The 15,409-nt window shown below is 66.5% G+C and carries 11 protein-coding genes; 5 read left to right on the top strand and 6 right to left on the bottom strand.

Annotated elements, in window-relative coordinates:
* The first annotated feature begins 68 nt into the window (after nucleotides 1–68).
* Genes AC3WTC_RS16795 through AC3WTC_RS16780 form a run of 4 tightly spaced genes read left to right on the top strand, consistent with a single transcriptional unit; the run spans nucleotide 69 to nucleotide 4,264 of the window.
* The gene (locus AC3WTC_RS16795) at nucleotides 69–1,106 is read left to right on the top strand and encodes an SPOR domain-containing protein (protein WP_492712021.1); all 1,038 of its coding nucleotides are present in this window, start codon (nucleotides 69–71) and stop codon (nucleotides 1,104–1,106) included.
* A 46-nt stretch (nucleotides 1,107–1,152) separates the two neighbouring features.
* Nucleotides 1,153–1,932, top strand: coding sequence for a CvpA family protein (locus AC3WTC_RS16790; protein WP_492712019.1), 780 nt, complete (start codon nucleotides 1,153–1,155; stop codon nucleotides 1,930–1,932).
* A 30-nt stretch (nucleotides 1,933–1,962) separates the two neighbouring features.
* Entirely contained in the window at nucleotides 1,963–3,429 is a 1,467-nt protein-coding gene (purF, locus tag AC3WTC_RS16785; protein ID WP_025878104.1) for an amidophosphoribosyltransferase, read from the top strand.
* A gap of 10 nt (nucleotides 3,430–3,439) precedes the next feature.
* Nucleotides 3,440–4,264 (top strand): ferritin-like domain-containing protein, encoded by an 825-nt coding sequence (locus AC3WTC_RS16780; RefSeq protein ID WP_483021807.1) that lies wholly within the window; start codon nucleotides 3,440–3,442, stop codon nucleotides 4,262–4,264.
* Between the two features lie 74 nt (nucleotides 4,265–4,338).
* Here AC3WTC_RS16780 and AC3WTC_RS16775 read toward each other — a convergent pair whose 3' ends face one another.
* Entirely contained in the window at nucleotides 4,339–5,805 is a 1,467-nt protein-coding gene (locus AC3WTC_RS16775; protein ID WP_492712017.1) for a T6SS phospholipase effector Tle1-like catalytic domain-containing protein, read from the bottom strand.
* A gap of 226 nt (nucleotides 5,806–6,031) precedes the next feature.
* Between AC3WTC_RS16775 and AC3WTC_RS16770 the strand changes: the two genes are divergently transcribed.
* Complete coding sequence (locus AC3WTC_RS16770; protein ID WP_025878107.1) at nucleotides 6,032–7,285, top strand: zinc-dependent metalloprotease; 1,254 nt, start codon at nucleotides 6,032–6,034, stop codon at nucleotides 7,283–7,285.
* A gap of 87 nt (nucleotides 7,286–7,372) precedes the next feature.
* Here the strand turns inward: AC3WTC_RS16770 and lpxH are convergent, their stop codons facing one another.
* From lpxH to ppx, 5 genes are all read right to left on the bottom strand, one after another.
* Nucleotides 7,373–8,119 carry a UDP-2,3-diacylglucosamine diphosphatase gene (lpxH, locus tag AC3WTC_RS16765; RefSeq protein ID WP_025878109.1) on the bottom strand — a complete coding sequence of 249 codons (747 nt, stop codon included), beginning with the start codon at nucleotides 8,117–8,119 and terminating at the stop codon, nucleotides 7,373–7,375.
* Between the two features lie 17 nt (nucleotides 8,120–8,136).
* The gene (locus tag AC3WTC_RS16760; RefSeq protein ID WP_059066104.1) at nucleotides 8,137–8,676 is read right to left on the bottom strand and encodes a phosphatase PAP2 family protein; all 540 of its coding nucleotides are present in this window, start codon (nucleotides 8,674–8,676) and stop codon (nucleotides 8,137–8,139) included.
* Nucleotides 8,657–9,802 carry a glycosyltransferase family 4 protein gene (locus AC3WTC_RS16755; protein WP_080149941.1) on the bottom strand — a complete coding sequence of 382 codons (1,146 nt, stop codon included), beginning with the start codon at nucleotides 9,800–9,802 and terminating at the stop codon, nucleotides 8,657–8,659. Before AC3WTC_RS16755 ends, AC3WTC_RS16760 begins: the two co-directional genes overlap by 20 nt.
* A 166-nt stretch (nucleotides 9,803–9,968) precedes the next feature.
* Complete coding sequence (locus AC3WTC_RS16750; RefSeq protein ID WP_025878114.1) at nucleotides 9,969–12,905, bottom strand: TonB-dependent receptor domain-containing protein; 2,937 nt, start codon at nucleotides 12,903–12,905, stop codon at nucleotides 9,969–9,971.
* Between the two features lie 316 nt (nucleotides 12,906–13,221).
* On the bottom strand, nucleotides 13,222–14,748 hold the full coding sequence (ppx, locus tag AC3WTC_RS16745) for an exopolyphosphatase (RefSeq protein ID WP_025878116.1): 1,527 nt from the start codon (nucleotides 14,746–14,748) through the stop codon (nucleotides 13,222–13,224).
* Nucleotides 14,749–15,409 lie beyond the last annotated feature (661 nt).

Below are 15,409 nucleotides of genomic sequence, written 5' to 3'. Positions count from 1 at the left end.
ATTACCGACGCCGTGCGGTCGCGCACCCGTATAATCGACCGCAACGTCCAGCCTGCCGCCTGCCCTACGTGGATACGCCCCTGAAACAGCGTCTGATTGGTGCCATCGTCCTGGTGGCCTTGGCCGTCATTTTCCTGCCGATGCTCGTCAAGGGCCCGGCCCCGGACAGCGGTGTCGCTTCTGTGCCGATCGCCGCGCCCGATGCGCCGGCCGATGGCCAGTTTGAAACCCGTGAACTACCGCTGGTCGCACCGGCCGGTGGCGCCACCGGGTTGCAGAGTGGCCAGGCCCGTCTCGTCGAGGAGGCTGCCGCCCCGGCAACACCGCCGACCGTGGACACTTCGCCAGCCGTCGCCGCCGGTAACTACGCGGTGACGTTCGGCGCCTATGGCAGCCAGGCCGACGCCGATGCGGTGATCGCCTACCTCAAGCGTTCGCAGCTTCCGGGTTTCATCGAGACCGCATCGATCAACGGTCGCCCGGCCTGGCGCGTTCGCGTTGGGCCGTATGCCGACCGTGCCCAGGCCGAAGCGGCCCGGCTGCAGGCGGTGAAGGTGCGTGCCGACGTGAAGGCAGAAGTCATCACGCTCGATGCGAAGCCCTCGACCAGCGCACCGGTGGCAAGCACACCGACGCCCGCGCCGAGCGCCAGTACTCCCGTCGCGGCGGCCACGCCGTCGGCGACCGGCAACCCGGTGCGCAGTGAAAGCCTGCCGCCGAGTACGCCAACCGCAGCAGCGCCGCCGGCCGCCAAGCCGGAGCCGGCCAAGCCGGTGGCCAAGCCGGAACCGAAGCCCGAGCCCAAGCCGGAAGCGACCGCCAGCAAGCCGGCCACGCCGCCGACCACGCCGGCCGCACCGGCCGCCAGCGGAGTGGGTTTTGCCGTACAGCTCGGCGCATTCGGCCAGGCCAACGATGCCAACGCCCTGCGCGACAAGGTGCGCGCGGCAGGCTTCAGCGCCTTCGTCGAGCAGGTGCGTACCGAAAAGGGCAGCCTGCACCGTGTCCGTGTCGGGCCGGTCGCCAACCGCGCCGATGCTGAACAGTTGAAGGCGCAGGTCGCCGCCAAGGTCGGCGTGGCCGGCATGGTGCGACCGCACCCATGACCTGTACGCAGCCCCGTTGCCAGCGCCGCCGAAGGAGCGGGGCGCCATGATCGACGTGGTGCTGCTGATCGTGATCGCCGCCTCCACCCTGCTTGGGTTGCTGCGCGGCTTCGTGGGCATCGTCATCGGCACCGTATCGTGGCTGGTGGCCGCCTGGGCGGCCTTCGCCTTTGGCAATGACGCCGCACGCTGGTGGGCCGCACCGGCTGCGCCCGGTGGTGAGCATTTCATCGGCGGCTACCTCAGCGTCGGCATCGGCGTGATGGTCGTGGTCGCCGTGATCGGCATGGTCATCAAGGCCATCGTCCACCGCAACATGCTGGGCAGCCTGGACCGCTTGCTGGGCGGGGTCCTCGGTGCCGTGCGTGGCGGGCTGATCGCGGCCGTGCTGCTGTTGCTGGCCGGCTTCACCCCGCTTACCGCCGAACCCTCCTGGCGCGGCTCGGCGCTGCGCCCGGTGCTGAACCCGGCCGTGGCCTGGATGAACAGCAAGCTGCCGCAGTGGCAGGTGCCGGGCACCGACCTGCTGCCCAAGGCCTTGCCGATGGACGCGCTGTCCCCATCTGCGTTGATGGAGCTGGGCAAGAGCGCCGGCGCCGGAGTGGGCAAGCCGGGGGCGACAGGCGATAATGGCGTACTCGGTCAGATGGTGGCGGGCAGCGGATGGCTGCGGCCTGCGAAGGCGGAACAGGGCGAGGCATACGATCCGGCCGAAGTGCGCCCGGACGCCCCAGCACTACCGGGCAGCATCGAGCCGGACGACCCGGCCAATGTCGACCGCAGACGCGGCGACAACTCTGGCCAGGCACGGCCACCTTCCTTGTAACTGGGCACAGCCCAGCGGAGACCTCGCATCATGTGTGGCATCGTCGGAATCGTCGGCAACCAGAACGTCGCCGGGCAGTTGTATGACGGCTTGACCGTCCTCCAGCATCGCGGCCAGGACGCGGCGGGCATCGCCACCGTCAACGGCAGCCGCCTGCGGGTGCAGAAGGCCACCGGCCTGGTCCGCGATGTGTTCGATGCACGCACCATGTCCACCCTGGAAGGCAGCGTCGGCATCGCCCATGTGCGCTATCCGACCGCCGGTTCGGAAGGCATGGACGAGGCACAGCCGTTCTACGTCAATTCGCCGTACGGCATCGCGCTGGCCCACAACGGCAACCTGATCAACACCGAGGACCTGCGCCAGCAGGTGTTCGAGCAGGACCGCCGCAACGTCAATACCGATTCGGACAGCGAAGTGCTGTTGAACGTGTTCGCCTACGAACTGGAACAGCAGCGCCAGCTCAGCCCGGAAGCCGCCATCCGCGCGGTTGCCGGCGTGCACCGCCGCTGCAAGGGCGGCTATGCGGTGGTCAGCGTGGTGCTGGGCCTGGGCCTGGTCGCTTTCCGCGATCCGCATGGCATCCGCCCGCTGGTGCTGGGCAAGCGCAGCCATGCCGAGGGTGACGAATACATTGTTGCCTCCGAGTCGGCCGCGCTGGACGTGCTGGGCTTCCAACGCGTGCGTGACGTGCAGCCGGGCGAAGCACTGGTGATCACCGCGCGCGGCGAGTTGTTCTCGGAAATCTGCGCCGAGCCGGCCGAACACACCCCGTGCATCTTCGAGTACGTGTATTTCGCACGCCCCGATTCGATGATCGACAACGTGTCGGTGCACAAGGCGCGCATGCGCATGGGCATCAAGCTGGGCGAGAAGATCCTGCGCCTGCGCCCGGACCACGACATCGACACCATCATCCCGATCCCGGACACCTCGCGCGATGCCGCGCTGGAGATCTCCAACGTGCTCGGGGTGAAGTACCGCGAAGGCTTCATCAAGAACCGTTACATCGGCCGCACGTTCATCATGCCGGGGCAGGGCGAACGGGTGAAGTCGGTGCGCCGCAAGCTCAACCCGATCCACCTGGAATTCCGCAACCGCGTGGTGCTGCTGGTGGACGACTCGATCGTGCGTGGCACCACCAGCCAGCAGATCGTGCAGATGGCGCGTGACGCCGGCGCACGCAAGGTCTACCTGGCCAGCGCCGCGCCGCCGGTGCGTTACCCCAACATCTACGGCATCGACATGCCGGCCGCTGAAGAGCTGGTCGCGCACAACCGCAGCATCGAGGAAATCGAAGCGCACCTGGGCTGTGACTGGCTGATCTACCAGGACATCGAAGACATGGAAGCGGCGGTGAGCGAAGGCAATCCGGCGCTGCGCAACTTCGATTCCTCCTGCTTCAACGGCCATTACCCGACGGGCATCGAGCCGGGCTACTTCGAACGCATCCAGCAGCTGCGTTCGGACGACGCCAAGCACAAGCGCCGCGCCTGAGGTCCATGCGGTGATCGACGTGCCTGACGTCGGCGGCAATCTGCTGCGCGCCGCGCAGCAGTGCCTGGCCGAAGCCGATCCGCTGCGCAAGGTCGCACTGACCCAGGCCTACGCTGCCGCGTTCCGCGCCGGCCGCTTGAACGTACCGGCCGATGCACCGCCGGCCGATCCGATCCGCATGCCGGGCCGGCCGCCGCAGCTGGTGATGGTGCATCCGCGTGAAGTGCCCCGGCGCGGCCTGGGCGGGGTGGAAGGGCGTGCGGCGTTCATCCATGCCATCGCGCATATCGAGCTCAATGCGATCGACCTGGCCTGGGACGCGGTGTACCGCTTCCGCGGTCTGCCAGCTGCGTTCCATGCCGACTGGGTGAGCTGCGCCGACGACGAATCGCGCCACTTCATGCTGCTGCGCGAGCGTCTGCTGGCACATCGCCATGAGTACGCCGATTTCCCTGCGCACAACGGCCTGTGGGAAATGTGCGAGAAGACCGCGCACGACGGCCTGGCGCGCATGGCGCTGGTGCCGCGCGTGCTGGAAGCGCGCGGGCTGGACGTGACGCCGGGCATGATCGACAAGCTGCGCAACGTCGGCGATGGCGAAACCGCCGACGTGCTGGAGGTGATCCTGCGCGAGGAAGTCGCACACGTTGCCGCCGGATCGCGCTGGTTCCGCTGGTACTGCGAGCGCGCCGGCGTCGAGCCACGAGTGCGTTTCAAGGAACTGCTGGTCGAGTATGCCGGTGGCTACCTGCATGGGCCGTTCAATATCGAGGCACGCCTGCTGGCCGGGTTCGATGCGGATGAGCTCGCCAACCTGGTCGAACAGGCGGGTTGAAAGAAGAGGGGACGGAGGGAATCAAGTCGTTTGTGCCACAAACGGCGGGATTCCCTCCGTCCCCTTTTTGGTTCTCATGCGTTCGGCAGCACCACGCGTCTGCCCTCCACCGTCGGCCGGTTGATGTAGAACAGCCCCGGCCCAGGGCGATACGGCAGTTCGCTGACACCGGCGTCGGCGGTGTAGGTCAGGGCGGTATCGCCCAGCGCATCGAAATTCCAGTGTGCGGACTGCATCAGGTAACGGCGGCGCAGCAACGCTTCCTGCGTCGGGGTCAACGGCTGGCCGGCAATCAGGCGGCGCGCGATCGGCTGCAACGCGCCGGGCAGTTCCCAACCCGCCACCTTGGCCGCGTCGGTAGTCCAGGTCACGCCGGCATCGATGGCGTGCTGCTGCATCACCTGCAGCGCAACCAGCTGGTAGCGCCAATCGATGCGCCGGTGCAGCACCACCGCAGCGGTGACGTACAGCACCGGCGACATCAGCACGCTGCGGCTGCCCGCGCGTCGCTGCTGCTGCCACTGGTGCCAGACATCGACCCACACTTCCTTCGGGTTCAACCCCAGCTGCTGCCGCCAGCGTTCGGCGTCGGCCTGTGCTTCAGCGTACGCGGTGGTCGCCTGCAGCAGTGCCAGGGGCGGTGTCTGGTAGTCCTCCACGCCAGGCCGGCGCAGTTGCTGCCGCCGCGGCCGGCTGAGCAGCTTGGGCCCTTCTTCCACCTGGTCGTAGCCACCACCGATGTTGGCGTGCACGCCGGGCAGTGCGATTTCGGGATGGGCTGGTGCCACCGTGGTCAGCGCATAGTGCTGGCGATGCTCGTCGCGCGCACTGAGCTGCAGCACGGCCTCGGCGATGCCTGCGGGCAGGGCGACGCGGGGGTGTTCGTCGGCGCGGCCGCCGTTGACGGCGACCACCGTGTCGAACAGGCCGATGAAGCGCAATATCGGCCGCGGCAGGGCGAAATCGGCGCTGCATGAAAGCCCCGCCTGCTGCAGCAGCTGCCGCCAGCGCGCGCCGTCCCATCCGCGCAGATGGTTGGCCACATCACGCGCGGAGGCCGCGCCGCGCGAGTAGCCGAACAGATCCAGCTGCACGCTGTGCAGGGGGGCGCGCCACTGCGACGCAAGAGCCGTCAGTGCCGCCGGCAGCAGCACCTGCAACGCACGCTGCACCTTCGCCTGCACGCCACTGGCGCCGATACCGAAGGCCAGGCCGATCAGGTCGTCCTCGGCATCATCGCGGGTGCCGACGCCTTCCACGTAGATCGCCAGCGAAGGTGTACTGCCGGGCGTGCGCCGGCTGTCCGGATACAACTGATGCAGGCGCGCGATGTTGGTGGCGCCGTTGTCGTAGCTGCTGGTCAACCGGCTCTGGTAGGTCGAATCATCATCGGCGCGGAGCAGGGCGGGGCGCGGTCGCGGCACCTGCCGGTGGCCCTGCGCCAGGTTGTGGGCGTTGTTGCGGGTGCCATCGAAGAACAGGCCGATCCGCAGCAGGCCCGGATCAGCCGTCGTGTCACCGCTGTGCTGCGCTGGCGCCATGTGCATCCCCTGTCGTGGCCACGTCACGGTAGCGCGAAAGCCGTGTGTTGGCGAAGTGTACTGACGCTTTTGACCTGACTGAACGCAGATGCGGTCGATCACAGATCGGGATTTCCATTCCTCTCGTCTATTGAATTCACACGCCCTGCGCAGGCCTGATGGCCGGACCCGGCACCCCGGGTCGTGCTGCATCAACGCTGTCCACTTCACTTCAAGGAGCGACAAGATGATGTCCAGATCGATAGGTAAAGCGACAGGTGGTCTGTTGTTGGGATTGTCGGTAGCGGCGGCCGCCCATGCGGCGCCGCTGTTCGAGCCGGTCACCGTGCTCAGCCGTGCATCGGCCACCAGCGAGCCGGCACTGGGGCGATTGCTGGCCACCCCGTCCACCGCCGCCGTACAGGAAGTGCGTGTCGATGCTGCCGCCACCGCGCAGCCGCAGCTGGAATTCGAGCTGCTCGGGCAGAAGGTGCAGGCCGTTCGCAGCAAGGTCGAGGCGCTGCCCGATGGTGGCAGCATCTGGTACGGCCAGTTGCGCGCGCCGTCCGATCGCCTGCAGGCGGCCACGTCCAATGGCCAGGACGATCCGGGCAATTCGCTGATCCTGGTGCGCTCGGGCAATACCCTCACCGGCTCGATCCGCAAGGACGGCAAACTCTATCGTCTGCGTCCGCTGGGCAATCGCCACGTGCTGGTCGAGGTGGATGAATCGCGGATGCCGGCCGATCATCCGGCCGACTACAACCAGTTGCCGAAGATCGCCATGCCTGCCAATGATCGCCTCGGCACTGCGCAGGCCTCCTCAGGCAGCCCGGCGACCATCCGCGTGCTGGTGGTGGCAACCAACGCTGCAGTGACCGCCTACGGTGGCAACATGCAGTCGTTGGTGCAGTTGGCGGTTGCCGAATCCAACCAGGGTTACACCAACAGCAATGTAGGCCTCACCCTGCAGCTGGCCGGTTATGAAACCACCAACTACACCGAGTCCGGCAATTTCACCACCGACCTGTCGCGCTTCCGTGGCACCAGCGACGGCTACATGGACAGCATCCACACCAGCCGCAACAACACCGCCGCCGACGTCGGCGTACTGCTGATCAACAACACCAGTTACTGCGGACTGGCGTCGGGCATCGGTTCCACCGCATCGACCGCGTTTGCTGCGGTGTACTGGGATTGCGCCACCGGCTACTACTCGTTCGCCCATGAAATCGGCCACCTGCAGAGCGCACGGCACGACATCGCCAGTGATCCGAGCACGTCGCCGTATGCCTATGGCCATGGCTATCGTTATGAGCCGGCCAGCGGATCGCGCTGGCGCACGATCATGGCCTATGACTGCTCGGCCGGCTGCCCGCGGCTGAACTACTGGTCCAATCCGAACATCAGCTACAACGGCGTGCCGATGGGCATCGCCAGCAGTGCCGACAACCAGCGCGTGCTGGTCAATACCAAGGCCACCATCGCGGCCTTCCGCTGAGTCCAGGCGCCGACCAGGGTCGGCGTCTACCAGGGCGCGTGCACCTGCTCTGGTAGATGCCAACCTTGGTTGGCATCCTGTGATCCATCATGCGCGGCTGAGCGTATCCAGGGTCCAGCCGTTGGCATCCACGCGCAGCACCGAACCCTGTTCGTACCAGTCGCCCAGCACGATGCGGGTGCAGCTGCGTCCGCCGGCCTGCAGGGTGTGGATCGCCGGGCGATGGGTGTGGCCATGGATCATCGTGTCCACGCCGTGGCGCACGTAAGTGGCTTCCACTTCGGCCGGGGCCACGTCGGTGACTGTTTCGAACTGCGCACGGTCGCCCTGCTTCATTTCCGACTGGCGCGCCTGGCTGGCATCACGCGCCTTCTGCGCGAAGGCGATACGCGCTTCCAGCGGCTGCGACAGGAACTGCGCCTGGAAGACCGGGTCGCGGGTCTGGGCACGGAACTGCTGGTAGGGGATGTCATCGGTGCACAGCAGGTCACCGTGCTGCAGCAGCACCGGGCGGCCGTACAGCTCGATCATGCACGGGTCCGGCAGGATGCGCAGGCCGGCGCGGCGGGCATAGTCTTCGCCCAGCAGGAAGTCACGGTTGCCGCGGATGAAGAAGACCGGCACGCCGCTGTCGGACAGTACCTTCAGCGCATCGGCCACCGCGTCGGCTGCGGCCGAGGGGGTGTCATCGCCGATCCAGGCTTCGAACAGATCGCCGAGGATGTACAGCGCATCGGCGCCAGGCGCTTCCTCGCGCAGGAAGCGCAGGAACAGGTCGGTGATGGCCGGACGGCTGGGGTCCAGATGCAGATCGGAGATGAACAGCGTGGTCATGCGGACATTCTAGGGCATCACACCGGCAACGGCAGCCAGGCCAGGCTGGCCGAGGCCAGCAGTGCAGCGATGCCGGTGGCAGCCAGAACGTCGCTTGGGTAGTGCAGGCCCAGCACTACGCGCGACAGGCCCACGCCGAAGGTGAACGGCACCAGCAGCGGCGCCAGCCAAGGGTAGTACGCCAGCGCGACGATGGTGAACGACACCGCGTGCAGGGTATGGCCGGACGGGAAACTGAACTCATCCAGCGGCGCCACCCAGGCACGGATACGCAGGTCGGCCGCGTACGGCCGTGGCCGCCGGGTCCAGCGTTTCAGGCCCTTGTACAGCAGCAGCGCGGCCAGGCCGGTGGCGGCCATGTGCACTGATGCGCGCAGGCCGTCGAAGCCATCGATGAGCACCAGCGCGCCCATCAGCACATACCAGAACACGCCATCGCCGAGCCGGCTGATGATCGAAAAGACGCGCCGCGCGCGGCGACGTCGGCAGTAGTGGTTGGCGCGGCGGCACAACCGGGCTTCGCGACCGGCCAGCAGCTCAAGCGGCGTGGTGCGCATGTCCGCTCCTCCGCGCGCTGGCCAGTTCCGCCAGCAGGGTTTCGAACTCCGCCACCACCTGCTGCGGGTGCAGCCGCTTCATCGCCCGTGCCGCGTTGCCGCCCAACCCGCGGCGCTGGGCATCATCGGCAGCCAGTTGCACCGCTGCCTGCACGAACTGCTCGTCGTCATCCACTGCGGCACCGTTCTCGCCGTTGCGCAGGTACTCGCGGGCCGCGCCGTAGTCGAAAGCGACCGTGGCCAGGCCGCTTGCCATGCTTTCCAGGGTCACGTTGCCGAAGGTCTCGCTGCGGCTGGGGAACAGGAACAGATCGCCACTGGCGAAGTGTCGGGCCAGGGCATCGCCGCGCTGGATGCCGCAGAAGATGAAATCGGGATTCTCATGCGCCAGTTTCTCGCGCGCCGGGCCATCGCCGACCCAGATGAAACGCGCTTTCGGGCGCACCTGCTGCAGCTTGCGGAAGGCCTTCACCGCCAGGCCGAGGTTCTTTTCGGCGGCGATGCGGCCAACGTAGATCGCCGCCAGGCCCGTGCCATCGATACCCCATTCCTCGCGCAATGCCGGGTCGCGGCGTGACGGGTCGAACTGCTGGCTGTCGACCGCACGGGCGAGCAGGCGCACGCGCTCGAAGCCTTGGTCGGTCAGGAATTCCTGCAGTTCGCGGGTGGGCACCAGGGTCGCGTCGGCCTGGTTGTGGAAACGGCGCATCCAGCGCATTGCCGCCGACTGCAGCCACGCCACGCCATAGTCGGGCAGGTATTCGTCGAAGCGGGTGTGGAATCCGGTAGCCACCGGAATGCCGAGGCGGCGCGCGGTGCGCAGTGCCGACCAGCCCAGCGGACCTTCGGTCGCCACGTAGACCGCATCGGGGCGCTGCTGTCGCCAGTGCCGGCCCAGCCGGATCGGTGCCGGCAGGCCGAAGCGCAGGCCAGGGTAGCGCGGCAAGGCCGCGCCCGGTACCAGCAGGGTGCCCGGCGCCGCATCCAGTGCTTCGCTGACCTGTCGCGGACGGATCAGGTCGACCTCGTGGCCGGCGGCGCGCAATCCCTGCTCCAGGCCCTGCACGGTCAGTGCGACGCCGTTGATCTCCGGCGGGTAGGTTTCGGTGACGATGGCATAGCGCATGGCGGGCCTCCGGTTTTACGCATGCTCGGGCCTGGCGATGTAGCCGACATGACCGCTTTGCGACAACGCGATGACGACCGGGCAAGGCGGTGCCTGCGCAGTTCAGCGGCACAAAAAAACCACGGCCCCGAAGGGCCGTGGTCGTGGTGGTGCGACAGCGCGAGGATCAGAAGCTCTGCTTGTACTGCATGTACACGAAGCGGCCGATGTCGAAGCTGCCCGAGTAGGAGTACACCGAGTTCGGCTTGGTGTACATCACCGGGCCGAGGCGGTTGAACACGTTGTTGGCACCCACCGAGACGGTGGCGTTCCACGGCAGCTTGTAGCGCACCTGCACGTCGTTGAAGGTCACCGAACCACGTTCGTTGTAGTTGCGGGCGCCCTTGTACCAAGGCGCGTACACGCCCGGATCGGAGCACTCGTCCGGATGGTTCGGCAGGCTCAGGCACTGCTCCTTGACACCGGAGTAGTAGCGGGCGGTCCAGCTCACACCGAAGTTCTCGAAGTCCCAACCGATGGTGGCGTTGGAACGGACGCGGAAGCCGATGCCAGTATTGACCGCGATGCCGTTGGTGGTGGTCGGCACGGTGGCAACGTCATTGGACGAACGGTAGATGTTCGAGCTGACGTAGGTGGTCGACCACGAGGTGCTCAGCTTGCCGTAGTCGGTATCCAGACGGTAGCTGACGTCCATGTCGTAGCCTTCGGTCTCGGCGAAGCCCGCATTGCGGTTGCCGAACTTCAGGCCGGTGACGATGCCGGTGACCGGATCACGCGAGAAGCGCGCGCAACGCGACTCGATGTTCTGCTCGTAGCAGTCGATCAGGATCTGGTTCGAGCTGTCGGACACGATGGTGTTGTCGATGCGGATCTTCCACCAGTCCAGCGACACGTTGAAGTTGCTGATGAAGGTGGGGCTCCACACCACGCCCAGCGTGCGGCTGGTCGAGGTTTCCGGCAGCAGATCCGGGTTGGAGCCTGAGGTGAACGCCACCGGGCTGGCCGCGCTCGAACCGCTGGTCGGCCTGTTGGTGCTGTCCAGCTGGCGGTACGCATCGATGTTGGCAATGTCCTGGGCGCAGCGTGCACGCACAGCGCTGTTGGAACGGGCCGAGCCGTACACGCTGTCGCAGGGATCGCTGAAGGTCGGGAAGGTCTGCGAGCCGCCGCCGTACAGATCGTTGATGGTCGGCGAGCGGAAGCCCTCCGCCCAGGTGCCACGCACCAGCAGCTGGTCGATCGGCTTCCACTTGAAGCCGAACTTGCTGTTGAGGGTGTCGCCGAAGGTGTTGTAGTCGGAGTAGCGGGTAGCTGCGTTGAAGCTCAGCTCACGCGCGCCGGGCAGGTCGGCCAGCACCGGCACGTTCAACTCCAGGTAGGCTTCCTTCACCTTGTACGAGCCGCCGGTCGGGCCAGCGGCCAGGTTGGTGGTCGCGCCGGTCTGGGCCAGGGCATCAGGAATGAACTTGCCGTTCTCTTCGCGGTTTTCCAGGCCGAATGCGAAGCCCAGGTCGCCTGCCGGCAGGGTGAGCAGGCTGCCACTCAGGTTGGCGAACCAGTTCTTGGTCGTGGTTTCACCCGTGGCGTTCTCGGCGGGGAACAGCCAGTCCTGCAGCGCCTGGTTGCCGTCCAGGCCATACGGGTTCTGCACGCCGTAGGGAACCAGCGGGTTCCACACCATGCAGTTGGCCTTCGGAGCCGCAGCGCTGCCGCACTCGACCTTGCCGGTGGCGTTGTTGAAGTAGGACGGGCCCACTGCATCGATGACACGCTGCTTGTGCAGGTTGCCGGTGGTGTGCTGGGTCAGCTCGTTCTTGCTGTACTGATAGCCCACTTCCCAGTCGAAGTAGCGCTCGCCCAGGTCGAAGGTGCCTTCGAAAGCGGCGACGGCGCGGTAGGTCTTCAGCTCGCTGGTGCTTTCGCGCGGCATTTCCCAGGTACGGCGGTTCCACGCCACCGACGTCGGCGTCGCATAGCCGTTCTTGTTGCCGAACGGGTTGAAGTAGCTGTCGATGGACATGTTGCCTGCGGCACCCGTCGCGCCCAGCGTGTTGGAAGCCAGCGGGTAACCAGCGGTGACGCGGGTCGAGGAGCGCTTGTTGTAGCCCAGCTCGGTCTTGAAGCGGACGTTGTCGGTGATGTTGGCCTGGCCGGAGAAGAACACCGAGTCGCGCTTGATCGGATAGCTCAGGTGCATCTGCTCGTTGGTGTTGCTGGTGTCGCCGGTGAACGCGGCCGGATCGGTCAGGTGGTAGTTGCCGGGCTTGGTCGGGTCGGCGCCACGGTTGAGCGAGTAGCCGCAACCGGCCGCGACCGTACAGCCGGGACCACGCAGGCCGGTGAACTGGCCCCACTGGCTGGTCGTGGTCCAACCTTCGGTCGGGTGACGGTCGGTGTTGCTGTAACGGCTGAAGCCGCGGTCACGTGCCCAGACGGCCTTTTCCTCGGAGTGCTCCAGTGCCAGGGTGGCCGAGAAGCGGTCATTGGACCAGCCGGCAACCACGTCGACGCGGTCGCGGGCACCGTCACCCTCGCTGAACTGGCCGTGGTAGACATTGGCGGTCACGCCGCTGACATTGCTGCGGGTGATGATGTTGACCACGCCGGCCATGGCGTCGGAACCATAGATGGCCGAGGCGCCGTCCTTCAGGATCTCCACGCGCTCGATCGCCGACACCGGCAGGACCGACAGGTCCTGGTAGCCGGAGGTGCTGATGCCCAGGCGCTTGCCGTTGATCAGTACCAGCGTGCGCTGGGTGCCCAGGCCGCGCATGTCCACGTAGGTGCCACCGGCATTTTCACCGGCGGTCAGCACGTTGGCGCGGCTGATGGTCGGGGTGCCCATCGCGGTGACGTTCTGCAGGATGTCCGAGACCGAGCTGAAGCCCTGGCGCTCGATGTCCATCCGGCTCAGCGCCAGCACCGGCTGGGCGGTTTCAACGTCGACCTGGCGGATACGCGAACCGGTGATCTCGATGCGGTCCAGGTTGGTCGGCGAGGCAGTGCTGCCGCTCTGTGCGAAAGCCGGCAGGGCGGCCAGGGTGGCAGTGGTTGCCAGGGCGTAGCGGATGGCCTGCCCCAGTGCGGTGGTGCGTGAAGTCATGACGAGCTCTCTCTCTCGGGTCGTGCAAAGGACGCCAAAGTGGGCGTCGAAGGAATCGACAGGTCCAGGACCGAGCCGATGACCCGATAGTAGTCTCGTTGGTTAATGCCATGTAAAGAGCGTATGTCGGTTTGTGTCGCTACACATCGCGCGTTTTCACAAAACATGAACAAAAGCAGGGATTTACGCGAAGACCCGGCAAGCACGGCCACCGCCAGCTGCTGCGTTGCAGCAGGAATGGGCGGTCGATTGCGCGAACTGTAACGAAATGTAATCGGGCACCGGCTGGCGATAAGACGGCGTCCCGTCGCCCCGCTCAGACCACGAACGGACGGAACTGGATGCCGAGTCCAGCGATGCCCTCGGTCTCGCCGATCAGGTCGGCGCGCAGCAGCGGGCGCGCATCGATGAAGTCCTGCGGCACGATCAGCGACAGGCGGCTGTCGTCGGCAGTCAGTTCCAGCACCGGCAGCGGTGCGTCCTCATGCGCGCGGTTGAGCAGGACCGCCAGGCGCAGCAGGGCAGCCAGGCGCCGTGCGGTCAGCAGCAGGCGTTCGGGAATGGCATCGAAGGCGGTCTTGCTGATGCCGCGGCGGTGATTGCGCACCAGCGTCGCCAGCATCTGCTGTTCCTGCCGCGAGAAGCCGGCGATGTCCGAGTTTTCCAGCACGTAGCTGCCATGCACGTGGTAACCGCTGTGGGCGATCATCAACCCCAGCTCATGCAGGCGTGCGGCCCAGCCGAGCATGCGTGCGTCATCGGCATCCAGCTTCCAGCGCTCCTGCACCTGCTCCAGCAACGACAGCGCGGTGTCCTGCACGCGGCCGGCCTGCACCGTATCGATGCCATAGCGATGGGTGAGGGCGGCCACCGATTCATCGCGCGGGTCGTTGTCGCCGGCACGGCCGAGGATGTCATAGAGGATGCCCTCGCGCATCGCGGCCTTGCTGACCAGCAGCTTCTGCAGGCCCAGCGCCTGGAAGGCGGCCTCCAGCACCAGGATGCCGCCGGCGATGATCGGGCGGCGATCGCTGGACAGGCCAGGCAGCACGATGTCGTCGATCTTCTTGGCCTTCAACAGCTCATCGCGGAGCTGCGGCAACGCCTCGGCGGTGATCGCACCCTTGCTCAGCTTCATCGTCGCGCAGATTTCGCTGATGGCCTTGTGGGTACCAGACGACCCCAGTGCCTCCTGCCAGCCGAGCGCGCGGTATTTGCTGGCGAAAGGCTGGAACTCCCGGCCAATCTCGGCCAGTGCGTCCTTCCAGCGCTTCTTGCTGAGTTTGCCGCCTGGGAAAAAGCGACGGGTGCTGGCGATGCAACCGGCCTGCAGGCTTTCGCGCTCCAGGGTCTGCATGCCCTTGCCGATGATGAACTCGGTAGAGCCGCCGCCGATGTCGATCACCAGGCGATGCTGGTCGGGCTTGGGCGGTTGCGCATGGGCCACGCCCAGGTAGATCAGGCGCGCTTCCTCGCGGCCACTGACCACTTCGATGGCGTGCCCGAGCGCGGTTTCGGCCGGCATCAGGAACGCCTGCGGCGAGCGCAGCTGGCGCACGGTGTTGGTGGCCAGTGCACGCACGCGATGCGGCGGGACGTTGCGGATGCGCTGGCCGAAGCGGGCCAGGCACTCCAGCGCGCGCTGTCGCGCTGCTGCGGAGAGTCCGCCCTTGCCGTCCAGGCCGTCGGCCATGCGCACGGTTTCGCGCAGGCGGTCGATCACCCGCAGCTGGCCAAGCGTGTAACGCGCGATGACCATGTGGAAACTATTGGAGCCAAGGTCGATGGCGGCCAGCAGGTCGCCATCCTGCAATGCGGGCGGAGTCGTGGTGGTATGCGGCATGGGCGAATGTTAGCCGAAGGGGCGGTGAACTCGTCACCGCGCGGCCTTCACATTTTGGAGGGGGAGTGCGGCAGGGCTGCGCCCTGCACCCGCCGAAGCGGTAGTGCCGGCCGCTGGCCGGCAACCTCAACGTAACAGCAACAGCAACAGCAACAGCAACAGCAACAGCTGGCTTCCTGTGGGATGGCGGGGGGGGGCCGGTTGCGGGGGACGCCGTAAACCCCGCTCCGCGGTCCGGCCCAGCCGCTGGCGGCTGTGCGTTCGGGCGCTTGCGAAGCAGTGCTTCGCAAGCAAAGCGCCCTCACCCATGGGGGCTTGACCGCGGCATCCATGCCGCGGACACCCCCGCAACCGGACCCACCCCGCCTTTGACAGTTTTTCGCGATCTGTCGGAATGGCATGGCCTGCGCATGGTGGGTGTCGACCTTGGTCAACACGGTGGATCCACACCATGCGTGGATGAATCCAAACGTGCCAACCGAGGTTGGCATCTATCGGATCAAAGGGCCTGCATATGTCGACCTTTGACAGGTTCACGCGGCTGTTGGTGGGTGTCGACCTTGGTCGACACGGTAGATCCACGCCATGCGTGGATGAATCCAAACGTGCCAACCGAGGTTGGCATCTATCGGATCAAAGGGCCTGCATATGTCGACCTTTG

This window comes from Stenotrophomonas sp. FW305-C-20-S1, from assembly GCF_058783335.1.
The sequence above is the reverse complement of the archived record's forward strand: the minus strand, read 5'-3'. Positions and strand labels throughout refer to the sequence as shown.